General features: G+C 63.5%; 13 protein-coding genes and 1 tRNA gene. 2 read left to right on the top strand and 12 right to left on the bottom strand.

What is annotated here, in order from left to right; genetic code table 11:
* Positions 1 to 80 precede the first annotated feature (80 nt).
* Positions 81 to 3,581, bottom strand: a complete 3,501-nt coding sequence (rpoB, locus tag QMA10_RS12610; RefSeq protein WP_290168854.1) for a DNA-directed RNA polymerase subunit beta — start codon at positions 3,579 to 3,581, stop codon at positions 81 to 83.
* A 489-nt stretch (positions 3,582 to 4,070) separates the two neighbouring features.
* Between rpoB and QMA10_RS12605 the strand changes: the two genes are divergently transcribed.
* On the top strand, positions 4,071 to 5,291 hold the full coding sequence (locus QMA10_RS12605) for an acetyl-CoA C-acetyltransferase (RefSeq protein ID WP_290168852.1): 1,221 nt from the start codon (positions 4,071 to 4,073) through the stop codon (positions 5,289 to 5,291).
* 50 nt (positions 5,292 to 5,341) lie between these two features.
* Here QMA10_RS12605 and QMA10_RS12600 read toward each other — a convergent pair whose 3' ends face one another.
* The 9 genes from QMA10_RS12600 to QMA10_RS12560 form a co-directional block, all read right to left on the bottom strand.
* Positions 5,342 to 6,484: an SLC13 family permease gene (locus QMA10_RS12600; RefSeq protein ID WP_290168851.1), complete on the bottom strand. Its 1,143-nt coding sequence runs from the start codon at positions 6,482 to 6,484 to the stop codon at positions 5,342 to 5,344.
* Between the two features lie 161 nt (positions 6,485 to 6,645).
* Positions 6,646 to 7,020 (bottom strand): 50S ribosomal protein L7/L12, encoded by a 375-nt coding sequence (gene rplL, locus QMA10_RS12595; RefSeq protein WP_152219801.1) that lies wholly within the window; start codon positions 7,018 to 7,020, stop codon positions 6,646 to 6,648.
* A gap of 78 nt (positions 7,021 to 7,098) precedes the next feature.
* Positions 7,099 to 7,659: a 50S ribosomal protein L10 gene (gene rplJ / locus QMA10_RS12590; RefSeq protein WP_290168846.1), complete on the bottom strand. Its 561-nt coding sequence runs from the start codon at positions 7,657 to 7,659 to the stop codon at positions 7,099 to 7,101.
* 288 nt (positions 7,660 to 7,947) lie between these two features.
* Complete coding sequence (locus tag QMA10_RS12585; protein ID WP_290168845.1) at positions 7,948 to 9,051, bottom strand: GNAT family N-acetyltransferase; 1,104 nt, start codon at positions 9,049 to 9,051, stop codon at positions 7,948 to 7,950.
* 108 nt (positions 9,052 to 9,159) lie between these two features.
* Complete coding sequence (gene rplA, locus QMA10_RS12580) at positions 9,160 to 9,867, bottom strand: 50S ribosomal protein L1 (RefSeq protein ID WP_290168843.1); 708 nt, start codon at positions 9,865 to 9,867, stop codon at positions 9,160 to 9,162.
* A 140-nt stretch (positions 9,868 to 10,007) separates the two neighbouring features.
* Positions 10,008 to 10,439 (bottom strand): 50S ribosomal protein L11, encoded by a 432-nt coding sequence (gene rplK, locus QMA10_RS12575; protein ID WP_104052758.1) that lies wholly within the window; start codon positions 10,437 to 10,439, stop codon positions 10,008 to 10,010.
* Between the two features lie 129 nt (positions 10,440 to 10,568).
* Positions 10,569 to 11,351 (bottom strand): transcription termination/antitermination protein NusG, encoded by a 783-nt coding sequence (gene nusG, locus QMA10_RS12570; RefSeq protein WP_290168840.1) that lies wholly within the window; start codon positions 11,349 to 11,351, stop codon positions 10,569 to 10,571.
* A gap of 101 nt (positions 11,352 to 11,452) precedes the next feature.
* Positions 11,453 to 11,734 carry a preprotein translocase subunit SecE gene (gene secE / locus QMA10_RS12565; RefSeq protein ID WP_290168838.1) on the bottom strand — a complete coding sequence of 94 codons (282 nt, stop codon included), beginning with the start codon at positions 11,732 to 11,734 and terminating at the stop codon, positions 11,453 to 11,455.
* A gap of 82 nt (positions 11,735 to 11,816) precedes the next feature.
* Positions 11,817 to 11,889 (bottom strand) — tRNA-Trp (locus tag QMA10_RS12560).
* Positions 11,890 to 12,208: 319 nt separating this feature from the next.
* Here QMA10_RS12560 and QMA10_RS12555 point away from each other — a divergent pair.
* Complete coding sequence (locus tag QMA10_RS12555) at positions 12,209 to 13,429, top strand: pyridoxal phosphate-dependent aminotransferase (protein WP_290168836.1); 1,221 nt, start codon at positions 12,209 to 12,211, stop codon at positions 13,427 to 13,429.
* Between the two features lie 29 nt (positions 13,430 to 13,458).
* Here the strand turns inward: QMA10_RS12555 and QMA10_RS12550 are convergent, their stop codons facing one another.
* Together QMA10_RS12550 and QMA10_RS12545 are read right to left on the bottom strand one after the other, a co-directional pair.
* Positions 13,459 to 14,112 carry a response regulator transcription factor gene (locus tag QMA10_RS12550; protein ID WP_290168834.1) on the bottom strand — a complete coding sequence of 218 codons (654 nt, stop codon included), beginning with the start codon at positions 14,110 to 14,112 and terminating at the stop codon, positions 13,459 to 13,461.
* On the bottom strand, positions 14,109 to 15,455 hold the full coding sequence (locus QMA10_RS12545; RefSeq protein WP_356834917.1) for a PspC domain-containing protein: 1,347 nt from the start codon (positions 15,453 to 15,455) through the stop codon (positions 14,109 to 14,111). The genes QMA10_RS12550 and QMA10_RS12545 overlap by 4 nt, the downstream gene beginning before the upstream one ends.
* Positions 15,456 to 15,594 lie beyond the last annotated feature (139 nt).

Here is a 15,594-nt window from a genome sequence, read left to right as displayed (position 1 = left end):
TGTTCTCTAAATCTGAATGTCTCGGGTACGGGAAGCGGCTGCCGGAGGCCGGCCCGCGTCAAGCGGGCCGGCCGGCTCGACTAAACCTCTTCTACGGAGCTGGGCTCTGCGCGGGACAGATCAATACCCAGTTCTTCCGCGGCCCGGAAGACTTCTTCATCCGAGTCACGCATTTCAATCGTGTTGCCCTCGGTGGAGAGTACTTCCACATTCAGGCAGAGCGACTGCATTTCCTTGATGAGCACCTTGAAGGACTCCGGAACGCCCGGTTCCGGGATGTTCTCGCCCTTGACGATGGCTTCGTAGACCTTCACGCGGCCATGGATGTCATCGGACTTGATCGTGAGCAGTTCCTGCAGCGTGTAGGCGGCGCCGTACGCTTCCAGGGCCCAAACTTCCATTTCACCGAAGCGCTGGCCACCGAACTGTGCCTTACCACCCAGCGGCTGCTGCGTGATCATGGAGTACGGGCCGGTGGAGCGTGCGTGGATCTTGTCGTCAACAAGGTGGTGCAGCTTCAGGATGTACATGTAGCCCACGGAGATGGGCTCCGGGAACGGCTGGCCGGAGCGGCCGTCGAACATCCTCGCCTTGCCGGAAGCACCGATCAGGCGGTTGCCGTCACGGGTCACGTTGGTGGAATCGAGCAGGCCGGTGATTTCATCTTCACTGGCGCCGTCGAACACCGGGGTGGCAACCGTCGTCGGACCGGTTTCACGCGGCAGAGCCGGCAGGTTCTGGACCCACTCCGGATTGCCGTCGATCTTCCAGCCCTGCTTGGCAGCCCAGCCCAGGTGGATTTCCAGAACCTGACCCACGTTCATTCGGCCCGGAACACCCAGCGGGTTCAGGACGATGTCAACGGGGGTTCCGTCTTCCATGAACGGCATGTCTTCGATCGGGAGGATCTTGGAGATGACGCCCTTGTTGCCGTGGCGGCCGGCCAGCTTGTCGCCGTCCGTGATCTTGCGCTTGTGCGCCACGTAGACGCGCACCAGCTGGTTCACGCCCGGGGGCAGCTCGTCGTCGTTGTCGCGGTCGAAGATGCGGACACCAATGACGGTGCCGGACTCGCCGTGGGGCACCTTCAGGGAGGTGTCGCGGACTTCGCGGCTCTTCTCGCCGAAGATGGCGCGCAGCAGGCGCTCTTCCGGGGTCAGTTCCGTTTCACCCTTGGGGGTGACGCGGCCAACCAGGATGTCGCCGGCTTCAACCTCGGCACCGATGTGGATGATGCCGCGCTCGTCCAGCTGGGAGAGCACTTCCTCGGAGACATTGGGGATGTCACGGGTAATTTCCTCGGCACCAAGCTTGGTGTCGCGGGCATCAACTTCGTGCTCCTCGATGTGGATGGAGGTCAGCACATCGTCGGAGACCATGCGCTGCGAGAGGATGATGGCATCTTCGTAGTTGTGGCCTTCCCATGACATGAATGCCACGAGCAGGTTCTTACCCAGAGCAAGTTCACCCTGGTCCGTGGAGGGACCGTCGGCGATGATGCTGTTGACCTCGACGCGTGCGCCTTCGGATACCAGTACCCGCTGGTTGTAGGCGTTGCCCTGGTTGGAGCGCGCAAACTTCATGATCGGGTAGCTGGTCTCGGTGCCGTCGTCGTTCATGACGGTAACAAGCTCAGCGGAGACCTCGGTGACAACACCGGGCTTGACGGCGGTAACGGAGTCCCCTGCGTCAACGGCGGCGTACTTCTCCATGCCGGTACCCACAACGGGGCGCTCGGAACGGAGCAGCGGCACAGCCTGGCGCTGCATGTTCGCACCCATGAGGGCGCGGTTGGCGTCATCGTGTTCCAGGAACGGAATCAGGGCAGTTGCCACCGACACCATCTGGCGCGGGGAAACGTCCATGTACTCCACGCCTTCGGGCTCAACGAGCACGGGCTCGCCGGAACCGCCGCGGGCACGGACGAGGACCAGGTCCTCGGCGAAGTGCATGTCTTCGCGCAGCGGAGCGTTTGCCTGGGCAATGGTGCGCTCAACTTCGTCGTCAGCGGTCAGGTAATCAACCTGATCGGTGACAACGCCGTCGACAACCTTGCGGTACGGGGTTTCGATGAAACCGAACGCGTTGATGCGGGCGTAGGACGCCAGCGAACCGATCAGACCAATGTTCGGGCCTTCAGGGGTTTCGATGGGGCACATACGGCCGTAGTGCGAGGGGTGGACGTCTCGGACTTCCATGCCTGCGCGGTCGCGGGACAGACCACCCGGGCCCAGCGCGGACAGGCGGCGCTTGTGCGTCAGTCCGGCGAGCGGGTTGTTCTGGTCCATGAACTGCGAGAGCTGGGAGGTTCCGAAGAACTCCTTGATCGCGGCCACGACGGGACGGATGTTGATGAGCGTCTGCGGCGTGATGGCCTCGACGTCCTGGGTCGTCATGCGCTCACGGACAACACGCTCCATGCGGGACAGGCCCGTACGGATCTGGTTCTCGATGAGTTCGCCGACGGCGCGGATGCGGCGGTTGCCGAAGTGGTCGATGTCATCGACCTCGACGCGGATGTCCACGTCCTCGCCGTCGCGCTTGCCCGGAACGGTCTTCTCGCCGGCGTGCAGGGCAACGAGGAACTTGATCATGGCAACGATGTCATCGTTGTTCAGGACCGAAGCGTCGGAGTCCGTCAGCGGCTTGTCGATGCCCAGCTTGCGGTTGATCTTGTAGCGGCCAACCTTGGCCAGATCGTAGCGCTTGGGGTTGAAGTACAGGTTGTCCAGCAGGGTCTGGGCAGCCTCGACCGTGGGCGGCTCGCCCGGACGGAGCTTGCGGTAGATGTCCAGCAGGGCATCTTCGCGGGTTTCCGTGGGGTCCTTCTCCAGGGTGGCACGGATGGAGTCGTACTCGCCGAAGGTTTCCAGGATCTGGCCTTCGGTCCAGCCCAGTGCCTTGAGCAGCACGGTGACGGACTGCTTGCGCTTGCGGTCCAGGCGGACGCCCACCTGGTCGCGCTTGTCGATTTCCAGTTCGAACCATGCACCGCGGGAAGGAATGATCTTCGCGGTGTAGATGTCCTTGTCACTGGTCTTGTCAGCGGTGCGCTCGAAGTAGGCACCCGGTGAACGGACCAGCTGGGAAACGACGACACGCTCGGTGCCGTTGATGACGAACGTTCCCTTGTCTGTCATGAGGGGGAAGTCGCCCATGAACACGGTCTGCTGCTTGATTTCGCCCGTGTTGTTGTTCATGAATTCGGCTTTAACGTACAACGGAGCCGAGTACGTAGCGTCCCGGTCCTTGCACTCAGCCATGGTGTACTTCGGGTCGGCAAACTCCGGTTCGGAGAAGCTCAGGGACATGGTGCCCTGGAAATCCTCGATCGGGGAGATTTCCTCGAAGATGTCTGCGAGGCCGGAGGTAGTTGCGAAACCTGCGTCGCCCTCTTCCTGGGCCTTGCGCAGGCGTTCCTTCCAGCGCTCGTTGCCGACTAGCCAGTCAAAGCTGTCAGTCTGCAGGGCAAGAAGATTGGGAACGTCAAGCGGTTCGTGAATCTTTGCGAATGAAATCCGGGGAGCGATGCTCTCCGGGATGTTAGCGGTTGCATTATTAGAGGTGCTCGAGGCGACCAAGAGGGATCCTTCCACAGACCTTCAGGCGTGTTTCGCGCCTCCTTCTCTGCACAGAACGGACCTGGTCCGCGTGCGTCCTTACATCCGGCCGGGCGCGCAAAACGCTGCCTGGCACAGGACGGAGCCCACCGCTATATGAAGGCTGAAGGTTAAGAGAGGGAAGCAAATATCTACTATAGGGCATTATGGGCAGACAAGTCTACCCGGTCCCTGCAACCCTGCGTGGCTCAACCCGCGGGGCGAGACTGAAAATCATGTTTCAGCCGGCCGTACTACGGGGAGCTACAGGCAACACCGGCGCACCGCTGACGCATCGGATACAGATACCTTACCGCACGCGGCCCCCAATGTGCGCGCCGGGGCCCGGCCGCCCTCCGCAGCCAGTGTGACTCTTCTCTCTCCGTACCTGTGTCTTGACGTACCCTTGTTCAAGCGTGGTCCCCAGCACCCGGCGCACCGCAGATTCGACGACGAAAGTGACACCCAGCCATGAGCAACCGTCCAGACCAAGATGCAGCAGCCATGACCGAAGTGGTCATCGTCGGTGGTGCACGCACCCCGCAGGGACGATTGAACGGCCAGCTTGCCTCTTTTAGCGCCGTGGAACTCGGCGCCTTCGCCATTGCAGGTGCCTTGGAGCAGGCCCGGGTACCGGCTGCCGATGTTTCCGCCGTCATCATGGGCCACGTGGTCCAGGCCGGCTGCGGACAGAACCCGGCCCGCCAGTCCTCCATCAAAGCCGGCATTGGCTGGGATGTCCCTACGGTGACCATCAACAAGGTTTGCCTGTCCGGCCTTGCCTCCGTGGCCGACGCCGCCCGCCTGATCCGCGGCGGTGAAGCCACGGTGGTGGTGGCCGGCGGCCAGGAATCCATGACCAACGGACCGCATCTGCTGCCCGGGTCCCGCCAGGGCTGGAACTACGGCAACATCAGCGCCTTGGATTCCGTGGCCCACGACGGGCTGACCGATGCCTTTGACCATGACTCAATGGGCATCTCCACCGAACGCGGCAACACCAAACTGGCGATCAAGCGCCTGGAACAGGACGAAGTGGCCGCAGCTTCGCACCGCCGGGCTGCCGCTGCCATGGCGTCCGGAGTCTTTGAAGCCGAGATTGTGCCCGTCACTGTTCCGCAGCGCCGGGGTGAACCGCTGATCCTCACCTCCGACGAGGGTGTGCGTCCGGCTACAACCACCGAAACCCTTGCCGGTCTGCGTCCTGCCTTTGATTCCGAAGGCACCATCACCGCAGGCAACTCCTCGCCGCTCTCAGACGGCGCAGCCGCCCTCATCCTCACCACGCGCGCCTACGCTGAGCACAACGGCCTGGACGTGCTGGCCGTGGTGGGTGCACCGGGACAGGTGGCCGGCCCTGACAACAGCCTGCACTCACAGCCCTCCAACGCCATTTTCGCCGCACTGGACCGGGCGGGCTGGACCGTCTCGGACTTGGATTTCATCGAGATCAATGAAGCTTTCGGTGCAGTGGCCGTCCAGTCCCTGAACGAACTCGGAATGGATTTGGAGCAGTGCAACCTGTATGGCGGCGCCATTGCCCTCGGCCACCCCATTGGAGCCTCGGGTGCCCGTCTGGCCCTGACCGCAGCCTTCGAACTGCAGCGCCGCGGAACCGGCAAAGCTGCCGTCGCCCTGTGCGGCGGCGGCGGTCAGGGTGAAGCACTGCTGCTGTTCCGCGACGAGGCCTAACCAGTCCTTTTCCGCCGGCCGGGCGCCGCACGGTGTCCGGCCGGCGGCCGCTAGCGAAGGAATGCCAGCGCCGCCGTTGCGGCAGCCGTGGTTCCGGTCGCGGCCACCAGGCCCGCCAGCATGAACCGGCCCCACCTCACCCGCAGCCCCTGCGTTCGCATGCGGTCATACCACAGCAGGGTGGCCAGGGAGCCCCAGGGGGTAACGACCGCGCCCAGGTTCACCCCGATCAACAGTGCCCCCAGCCGGACCGGGGTTTCGGCTGCAGGCTCCAGCGCCAGATAGGCGGGCAGGTTGTTCACGGCATTGGAGGCGGCTGCTCCTGCACCGGCCAGCCGCAGCAGATCCCTGAAGCCCTCCCCGGACCCTGCGGCCTGCCCCAGCAGGGCGCCCAGCCCGTGGCTGTGCGCCGTCTGAACCACAATAAAAAGACTCACGGCGAGGATTACCGGCAGGACCGGGAGCATGTCTGTCTTGAAGGCCCGCGGCATCCGCAGCAGGAAAGCCGCCGCCAGCACCAGGGCGGCAGCCGTGGCCGGTACGGCAACCTGAATGCCGCTCACCAGCGCCGGGAGAAGCAGCCCCATCACAGCCATGCTCAGCCGCAGGAGACCCCGGTCTGGTACATCATCAGAATTAATGCCGGCCGGAGCCGCGTATCGGCCGCTCAGCTCATGCCGGAAGACCAGCCACAGCAGCAGGACCGGGACGAGGATTCCGGCCAGCGACGGAAGCCAGAGAAGGGCAGCATATTCCAGCGGATGGATCCCTGACTTCTGCTGCGCCAGCAGGTTTGTCAGGTTGGATACCGGCAGCAGAAGGGAAGCGGTGTTCGCCAGCCACACGGTGCTCAGCGCAAAAACAATAGGCCGGATTCCCGCGGAACCTGCCAGGGAAATCACCAACGGGGTGACCAGTACGACGGCGGTGTCCAGCGACAGGAACACGCTGGCACCTGTGGTCAGCGCCAGCACGAGGAACCAAAGCCACAGGGTCCGTCCGCAACCCAGCTTTGCCGCGAAGGCCGTAACGACCCGGAACAGCCCTGCCGCGTCAGCGAGGTAGCTGACCACCGTCATAGCCGTGACAAAGACCATGAGCGGCCCGATGCGGTTCATCAGCGCAGCGAATTCCGGCCCCGGGAGGGCACCGGTCAGCACGCAGGCTGCGGCGCCCACGGCCAGCAATCCCACCAGCAGCGTCTGTTGCTTCGCCGTCGGGCCATCCTCCCCGTCTGTTTTCGGCCAACAGTAGCGCATGCGGGGATACGGGTACCGCAGCTGAACAAAAAGACCCCGTCCAAAGGACGGGGTCTTTTTGTCTGCGCGGCGTCAAGCCGCGGCGGGAAAAACTACTACTTGACGGTAACCGTTGCGCCGGCAGCCTCGAGGGCTTCCTTTGCCTTGTCTGCGGCTTCCTTCGTAGCACCTTCCAGGACAGCCTTCGGGGCGCTGTCGACAACGTCCTTGGCTTCCTTCAGGCCCAGGGAAGTCAGGGCACGAACTTCCTTGATGACTGCAATCTTCTTGTCACCGGCAGATTCGAGGATGACGTCGAATTCGGTCTTCTCGTCCTCGGCCTCGGCAGCACCGGCGGCGGGACCGGCAACTGCAACAGCAGCAGCGGTAACGTCGAAGGTCTCTTCGAAGAGCTTCACGAAGTCGGAGAGCTCGATGATGGACAGTTCCTTGAAGGCTTCAATGAGCTCTTCGTTGGTCAGCTTCGCCATGGTGTGGCGTCCTTCCTATAAGTGGTGCGCGGGCACCATAGTGGTGCGTCGGCACCGGAGTGTGGGGTGGAAGAGTGATTACTCTTCGGTGGCTGCTTCTGCGGCCGGAGCTTCTTCAGCGGCCGGAGCCTCTTCAGCGGCGGGAGCGGAATCGCTTCCGTCTTCGAGCTTCACGCGCAGTGCATCGACAGAGCGTGCCAGCATGGACATCGGCGCCTTGAGGACACCGGCGACTCGTGCAAGCTGGAGCTCACGGGATTCAAGAGCAGCCAGAGCAGCAACACCGGAAGCGTCCAGGGCGTTGCCCTCGAAAACACCGGTCTTGATGATCAGCTGCGGGTTGGTCTTCGCAAAATCCGTCAGGCTCTTTGCAGCTGCAACTGCGTCACCCTTGATGAAGGCGATTGCAGTAGGTCCGGCAAGCTGGCCGTCGAACGCGTCGATGCCGGCTTCCTTGGCTGCAATGCCAGTCAGGGTGTTCTTGACGACCGAGTACTTGGTGTCCTGGCCGAGCGAACGACGCAGCTCCTTGAGCTGTGCAACGGTGAGCCCGCGGTATTCGGTTAGGACGGCAGCAGTTGAGTCCTTGAAATCGGTAACGATTTCCTCAACTGCCGATACCTTTGTCGGGGTTGCCATCTAACCCTCCTTCCGGGGAAATAGTGCCGGTGGATCGGGTCCCGAACATAAAAAACGCCCCGGGCAGATGCACGGGGCTTAGCAGCAGGCACGCTTTGACGCGTACCATTTGGCTGAGTTCGTTCACCTGCGCAGGCCGCCCTCTGAGGGGACTTTCGGATGTCCGATCAACCGGAGTCCACCCGCATTCCCGGAGATCCAGGATGAGAGTGGGATTGAAAGCACATCGACCGACGGTCTTTGGTATATCCAGCCTACGGGAGAATTGCTGCCGGACCAAATCGACGCTCACAGCAGCTTCTGCCACTCCCCCGAATAGCCCACGGCCCCAAACCCCAGCGCGTCATTGATGGCCAGCATGTGAACGTTCTCGGCGGCGTTCCAAGTCCAAACACGTGATGCCGCTGCCAGCTCCTGCCTCAGCCGCACCAGGTTGGCCGTCTTGAGGAGCATGCCGAGTCCGTGGCCCCGGTGCTCCGCCAGGACCAGAGTGTCATCCTGAAAGGCCACAGCCGGGTTGCTGCGAAAGACCATCAGGACCGAATGCCCCACAAGCTGCCCGGTAGGAACGTGCCGGACGGCGCTCACCAGCTCTTCGGCATCCATGTGCCGGACTTTCGCTTCGCCCTCACGGACTCTTTCGGCGTCCCACCGTTCCTCCTGCACGTCCAAGCCGGCCAGGGGCGCATCCGTGCTCATCCTTTGCCGCAGCAGCGCATAGGAATCCACCAGCCGCTCCGGGCAGGCACCCTGCCAGAATTCAAGGGCATAATCCGCTCCGGCATGCCCGGCTGCAGCATCCAGCCTTCCCTGCCAGCCGGTGCTGGGCGTCAAATCCAGGACGCTGACCCGCTCCACCTGCTCCAGCTCAAAATCCCTGCCTGCGGCAAAACGTGCGGCACGGTCTGCAGGAATGGCTCCGGTCCCGCTTTTCGGCGCCATCACAGGATCTGCATCCACGGCCGAACCTGCGACGGGCCGCACGGGATGGTCGGTTTCGGCCAGGAGGGTCCGGCGCCCGTCTGCCGCTGCAGCCTGTTCGGCGGCGGCATACAGGCGTCGCCCCAGGCCGGCTCCGCGGGACCCCGGCGCCACCGCCACCTGGACCCATGCCGTATGGATGTTGTCCAGCAGCGGCAGCTTCAGCGTGGCCACTCCCACGAGCTCCCTGCCAACCCGCGCACCCAGCAGGATCCGCCGCCGCATGGATGAGGGCCGAAAACCCGCCAGCTGGGTCAGGGGTGAATCCCGGAAGTCATCGTTGCCCCACGTCTCGCGCAGTGCCTCGTTCAGAAGGTCAACCGCGGCAATAAAGTCCGCCGCGGCAGGATCCGTTGCGTCCAGGCTCCCGGGGATGGACAGCGGAGCAATAACCGCGGCGGCAGGTGTCATGGCTCACATCCTGCCGCAACCTGCAGCAAGGCACAAAAAAAGCGGCCGCAGCGAAACGCTGCGGCCGCCTCTCAGACGGAATCGGAACGCCGGCGCCCCGGACCCGAATTATGCGTCGGCGAGAACCTTCGTGACGTTGGGGTCAACGGAGATGCCCGGGCCGAACGTGGTGGAAACGGTTGCCTTCTGGATGTAGCGTCCCTTGGCCGCGGACGGCTTCAGGCGCAGGACTTCCTCCAGGGCTGCGGCGTAGTTCTCGGCCAGCTTCTGCTGATCGAAGGACACCTTGCCGATGATGAAGTGCAGGTTGGAGTGCTTGTCGACGCGGAAGTCGATCTTGCCGCCCTTGATGTCGGTGACAGCCTTGGCGACGTTCGGGGTAACCGTGCCGGTCTTCGGGTTCGGCATCAGGTTACGCGGGCCGAGGACGCGGCCGAGGCGGCCAACCTTGCCCATCATGTCCGGGGTGGCAACGGCGGCGTCGAAGTCGGTCCAGCCGGCTGCAACCTTTTCGATCATGTCATCGGAACCAACGAAGTCGGCGCCGGCTGCAATAGCCTGCTCTGCCTTCTCACCCGTTGCGAAAACCAGGACGCGGGCAGTCTTACCCGTACCGTGGGGCAGGTTAACCGTGCCGCGGACCATCTGGTCGGCCTTGCGGGGGTCAACGCCCAGTCGGAATGCAACCTCAACGGTGGCATCGAACTTGGAGGGGTTGGTTTCCTTTGCCAGCTCTACAGCCTCAACCGGTGCGTACAGCTTGTCCGCATCGATCTTGGCTACAGCTGCTTCATATGCTTTGCTGCGCTTTGCCATCTGCTTTTTCTCCTTGTGCAGTTGTGGTCTGTCGGACCGCGCTCGGCCCTGCCACACGCCGTCGTACCCAGTGGGACGAGCAGCTAAATGAGTGTAAATGTTTGTTCCGCGGGCGGACCCGCGTCACGGAAAAGGCGATATTAGCCTTCTACGGTGATACCCATGGAGCGGGCGGTGCCGGCGATGATCTTGGCAGCAGCCTTGACGTCGTTGGCGTTGAGGTCTTCCATCTTCATGGTGGCGATCTCTTCGACCTGAGCCTGGGTCAGGTTGGCAACCTTGGCGGTGTGCGGGGTTGCGGAACCCTTGGCAACGCCGGCAGCCTTCTTGATCAGCTGTGCAGCCGGAGGGGTCTTCGTGATGAAGGTGAACGAACGGTCTTCGTAAACGGTGATTTCAACCGGAATAACGTTGCCGCGCTGGGATTCCGTTGCAGCGTTGTACGCCTTGCAGAATTCCATGATGTTGACACCGTGCTGGCCAAGTGCCGGACCAATCGGAGGAGCCGGGTTGGCGGCACCTGCGTTGATCTGCAGCTTGATGAGGCCGGTGACCTTTTTCTTGGGGGCCATGAAAGGGTCCTTCTCTAAATTATGTTCCCGGGGAACAGGAGCGTCCGTCCGGGTTGGTGGCCGCCATGGCGTGGCGGCCGGACGCTGCCGGCAGGGTAAAGCCGCCCTGCAGGCAACGAAGTCTTTGTGTTACTGCAGCTTGGTGACCTGGCCGAAGCCAAGGGTCACCGGAGTCTCGCGCTCGAAGATGGTCACGAGGACCACCAGCTGCTGGGACTCGGGCTTGATCTCGGAGATCGTGGCCTGAAGCGTCTCGAACGGTCCTTCGTTGACCGTGACGGGCTCGCCGACCTCGAAGTCCACTGCGTAATTCGAAGATTCCTGTGCAGGCTTGCCGGGCTCAATCTTCGGGGCAACCACGGTGTGCTCCAGCATGGAGTAAACCTCTTTGAGGCTCAGCGGCACCGGGTTGTGGGCGTTGCCCACAAAGCCTGTGACACCGGGGGTATGCCGCACAACACCCCAGGAGGCGTCGGTCAGTTCCATGCGGACCAGTACATAACCGGGAATGCGGACCCGGTTGACGATCTTGCGCGTGGTGTTCTTGATCTCGACGACTTCCTCCATCGGGACCTGGATTTCGAAGATGTTATCTTCCATTTCCATGGTCTGGATGCGGGTCTCAAGATTGGCCTTAACGCGGTTTTCGTAACCTGCGTAGGAGTGGATGACGTACCAGTCACCCTCCTGGCGCCGCAGCTTGGCCTTGAAGGCTTCTGCGGGATCTTCCTCGGGCTCTTCTTCGGATTCTGCGGAATCAGAGTTCACGGCCTCATCGGCGGCGTCGGCATCCTCTGCCGGAACGTCGGCCTCAGCGGGCGTCTCAGTGACGTCTGCTGCGGTCGTTTCATCCTCGGCATCCAGATCAGCGGCATTGTCATTGATCTGTGATTCGAGTTCTTGCTCGGACACGTAGATTCCTGCTTTCTTCTTCAGAGCTCTATAGGGTTTGTCACTAGCTCCAGCTCAAAGGCCTGAGGTTCCTGCCCTTGGGGCGGGGCTCAAGTAAGGCGCTAGCTCTCGCCGCCGCCCTCACCGAAGATCCACAGTGCTCCCGCACCAAAGACAAAATCCAGAACTGTCACGATAATTATCATCACGACCACGAAGGCCAGGACCACAAGGGTGTATCTCAGCAGTTCCTTGCGGGTGGGAGTGACCACCTTTTTCAGTTCTGCAATGACCTGACGCAGGAAGAGCGCGATGGCCGCGAAGAAGCCGCGCTTCTTGGGCCCGCTGGAGGGGTGTCCCTTGGAGCTGCCGGCAGCTGTCTCGGTCACCATCGCCTCACTCATCTGTTCGGTTTCACAGCCGCAGCAAGTGCTGGGACTGCTGCTTCATGAAGGACTGCTGAGCTGCCGTGATGACAGCCGTGCGCAGGGCAGACAGGACTCGAACCTGCAACCTGCGGTTTTGGAGACCGCTGCGCTACCAATTGCGCCACTACCCTATGGAGGAAACCACTCTACCGGTAATAACCGTCGTCAGCGAACCGGCGACAGGCACAGACCAGTGTTGGGACTTCAACACGAAGATCCAGTCTACTCAATGTTTGCTGTTCCGTCGAACCGGCATGCCGGGAGGCAGTTTCACCGGGGTTTCCCGCCCCGGCGCGCGGGTCTGCTTCCCTGCCTTTTGGCGGCGGCACCGTAAGAAAGGGCATGCGCCCGTCCCTGCACCTAAACTGGAAAGGGCGGCCGGGAATCCGGCGGCCGCGCACGTTACAGGTCCCTTTCGGGAACTCCACCGCAACCACAGACGGGAACGCCATGCCTTCCACCGGCCGAATTTCAGAGCGCATCGCATCGATCGCGGAGTCCGCGACACTTGCCGTAGACGCCAAGGCGAAGGCGCTCAAGGCAGCAGGGCGGCCGGTGATTGGCTTCGGTGCCGGCGAACCGGATTTTCCGACCCCGGAGTACATTGTCGATGCCGCCGTTGAGGCCGCACACAACCCGCGCTTCCACCGCTACTCCCCCGCCGGCGGGCTGCCTGAACTGAAGAAAGCCATTGCGGAGAAGACGCTGCGTGATTCCGGCTACGCCGTGGACCCGAGCCGGGTCCTGGTGACCAACGGCGGCAAGCAGGCTGTTTACGAGGCTTTCGCCACCCTGCTGAACCCCGGAGACGAAGTTCTGCTCCCCGCTCCCTACTGGACGACCTATCCCGAAGCCATCCGGCTGGCCGGCGGCGTTCCCGTGGAGGTATTTGCCGGGCCTGAGCAGGGTTACATGGTGACCGTGGAGCAGCTCGAGGCAGCCTGCACCGACAAGACCAAGCTGCTGCTGTTCTGCTCGCCGTCCAATCCCACCGGCGCCGTCTATCCCGCCGGGCAGGTTGCCGAGATTGGCCGGTGGGCTGCAGCACGCGGCCTGTGGGTGGTCACCGATGAAATCTATGAGCACCTGACGTATGACGGCGTGGAGTTCACTTCCATCGCGACCGCGGCGCCTGAGCTCGGCGACAAGGTGGTAGTGCTCAACGGTGTGGCCAAGACCTACGCCATGACCGGCTGGCGCGTGGGCTGGATGATTGCCGCCGCCGACGTGATCAAGGCTGCCACCAACCTCCAGTCCCATCTGTCCTCCAACGTGGCCAACGTGTCCCAGATGGCAGCGCTTGCCGCCGTCTCCGGGCCGCTGACCGCCGTCGACGAGATGAAGACCGCGTTTGACCGCCGCCGCAAGGCCATGGTCACGGCACTGAATTCAGTGGAGGGCGTCGAGTGCCCCATGCCCAAGGGGGCCTTCTACGCCTATGCCGATGTCCGGGGGCTGCTCGGCAAGGAGTTCCCCGGCGCCGACGGTCCGGTCCGCCCGCAGACCTCGGCCGAGCTGGCGGCACTGATCCTGGAGACAGTGGAAGTGGCCGTGGTACCGGGTGAGGCGTTTGGCCCCTCCGGCTATCTTCGCCTCTCCTACGCCCTGGGCGATGAAGATCTGGCCGAAGGCATGTCCCGCCTGACGGAATTCCTGGGCCGGGCGCGCTAACCAGCGCCGGGACCCGGCGGGCGGACCGGTCAGAGGAGCCGGCGGGCCGCCGCCCAGCGGGTGAGTTCATGCCGGTTGGAGAGCTGGAGTTTCCGCAGGACGGCCGAAACGTGTGTTTCGACCGTCTTGACGGAGATGAACAGCTCCCTGGCCACCTCCTTGTAGCTGTAGCCGCGGGCGATCAGCCGCATGACTTCCAGTTCACGGGCGGACAGGCGGTCCAGTTCGTCATCGACCGCCGCCACCGCGGCCGTTCCAAAGGCGTCCAGGACAAAACCTGCCAGCCGGGGCGAAAACACTGCGTCTCCGCCTGCCACGCGCACCACGGCGTCGGAAATCTCGGCTCCGGAGATGGTCTTGGTGACATAGCCGCGGGCACCGGCTCGGATCACGGTCACCACGTCCTCCGCCGCATCCGAGACGCTGAGCGCCAGGAACCGGGTGCTGCCCAGCAAATCCCGGCAGCCGGCAATGACTTCAGCCCCGCCGCCGCCCACCCCGCCGGGAAGGTGGACGTCCAGGAGCACGACGGCGGGGCGATGCTCCCGGATCGCGGCGATGGCCGTTTCCACGGTGTCCGCTTCGGCAGTAACCCGGAGCCGTTCATCGAGGTCCGCTTTCAGGCCCGAACGGAAGATTGCGTGGTCATCAACCACCACAACGTTGATGGTGCCGGGAATCATTTGTGCTCCGATGTCGGATGGATATTGTCTGGTGTTTCCTCCGGCGGCGCGGTGTCCGCTGCCGGCCGGGTCAGCGGGAGCGCCAGCCGCACTTCGGTTCCTTCCGGACCGCTGCGGATGACGGCGGTACCGCCGTGGCGTTTCATCCGGCCCACGATGGACTCCCTTACGCCGAGGCGGTCTTCCGGAATGTCCCGGGGATCGAAACCGTTTCCCCGGTCGCGGATAAAGACCTCGGCCCGGTCTGCGGTGCACTCAAGGTAGACCGACACCGGCCCGGGTGCATGCCGGGCCGCGTTGGTGAGGGCGGCGCGCGCAGCCTGGACCAGGGCGTCCGAGGCGGCATCCAGCGGTGCGTCCCCTACTGCCACCACTTCCACGGGGTATCCGTATTCGTCCTCAACCGCAGCAGCCGCCGCAGCGAGGTGTGCTGACAGTTGCCCGGCACCCGGCGGATCATCCGCGTAAAGCCACCGCCGCAGCTCGCGCTCCTGCGCCCGGGCCAGGCGAAGGACATCCTGCTCGGAGCCGGCGCGGTTTTGGATGAGGGCCAGAGTCTGCAGGACCGAGTCATGCAGGTGGGCGGCAATTTCCGCACGTTCGCGTTCACGGATCCGGCCGGTCCGCTCCGTTTCCAGGTCCCGCCAATATTTCACGGCCCACGGTGCGAACACCAGCGCCACCCCGGCCAGGACTGCTGCGGAAGCGACCAGGCCTGCCAGCAGGACATCCCAGCTAAAAGCGCCGGACACCATCAGGATCACACCCGCAACCACCAGCACGAGTCCGGCCGCCAGCCGCAGTGCGCCGGCCCTGCGGTCAGCACCGGCCCGTTTGAGCAGACCCGCCCTGCGGGCCTCATCGAGCTGGGACCAGGCCAGAACCGCTCCGGCAACGACGGCGCCGGCAGGGAACAGAAGCTGCCAGTTAACATCAGCGCCGAACCGCTGGGCAATGACTGCCCCGGCAACGGCAAGCAGTGCCAGCCCGGCGAGGACTTCCCGGTTGAGGGCTGCCGACACCCATCGGGAGGAAGCCGGTGACGTGCCCTGCGGGGCGGGTTCTTCAGGATGCTGGTTGCTGAGATGGGCAGCAAAATTCCGGGCCACGCTCCGCGGGTTCCGGCTGGACTCGGCTTTGTCTGCCGCTTCATCCACCGTGGGAACAAGCACCCACAGCCAGGCATACAGCACCAGCCCGGCACCCCCGGCCAGGGCCAGCAGCACCATCAGCGCCCGGACCAGGCTCACCGACCAGCCCAGGTGTACTGCCAACCCGGAACAGACCCCTGCCACCACACGGTCATCTGTTCTCAGCAGCGGATCCACCATGTTCCAATCCAAGCACGTTCGGCATCCCCCGGAGGTGCCCCGGCGCCGTCCCCCTCCTCTTTTCAGGGCTCGCTCAGGGTTTCCTCAGGGCAGTCCCCGATTCATTACGCGCTGCAGGCGGCCAGAATGGAAACATGACCCAGCACCCATC

Source organism: Arthrobacter sp. APC 3897 (genome assembly GCF_030407495.1).
Lineage (GTDB): Bacteria > Actinomycetota > Actinomycetes > Actinomycetales > Micrococcaceae > Arthrobacter_B.
The sequence above is the reverse complement of the archived record's forward strand: the minus strand, read 5'-3'. Positions and strand labels throughout refer to the sequence as shown.

What these genes read in the sequence shown, in the direction of transcription:
- rplK (WP_104052758.1), bottom strand. Translation starts at nt 10,439, where the DNA reads ATGGCCCCCAAGAAAAAGGTCACCGGCCTCATCAAGCTGCAGATCAAC.
- rplA (WP_290168843.1), bottom strand. Translation starts at nt 9,867, where the DNA reads ATGGCAAAGCGCAGCAAAGCATATGAAGCAGCTGTAGCCAAGATCGAT.
- secE (WP_290168838.1), bottom strand. Translation starts at nt 11,734, where the DNA reads ATGAGTGAGGCGATGGTGACCGAGACAGCTGCCGGCAGCTCCAAGGGA.
- QMA10_RS12550 (WP_290168834.1), bottom strand. Translation starts at nt 14,112, where the DNA reads ATGATTCCCGGCACCATCAACGTTGTGGTGGTTGATGACCACGCAATC.
- QMA10_RS12585 (WP_290168845.1), bottom strand. Translation starts at nt 9,051, where the DNA reads ATGACACCTGCCGCCGCGGTTATTGCTCCGCTGTCCATCCCCGGGAGC.
- QMA10_RS12605 (WP_290168852.1), top strand. Translation starts at nt 4,071, where the DNA reads ATGAGCAACCGTCCAGACCAAGATGCAGCAGCCATGACCGAAGTGGTC.
- QMA10_RS12555 (WP_290168836.1), top strand. Translation starts at nt 12,209, where the DNA reads ATGCCTTCCACCGGCCGAATTTCAGAGCGCATCGCATCGATCGCGGAG.
- rplJ (WP_290168846.1), bottom strand. Translation starts at nt 7,659, where the DNA reads ATGGCAACCCCGACAAAGGTATCGGCAGTTGAGGAAATCGTTACCGAT.
- rplL (WP_152219801.1), bottom strand. Translation starts at nt 7,020, where the DNA reads ATGGCGAAGCTGACCAACGAAGAGCTCATTGAAGCCTTCAAGGAACTG.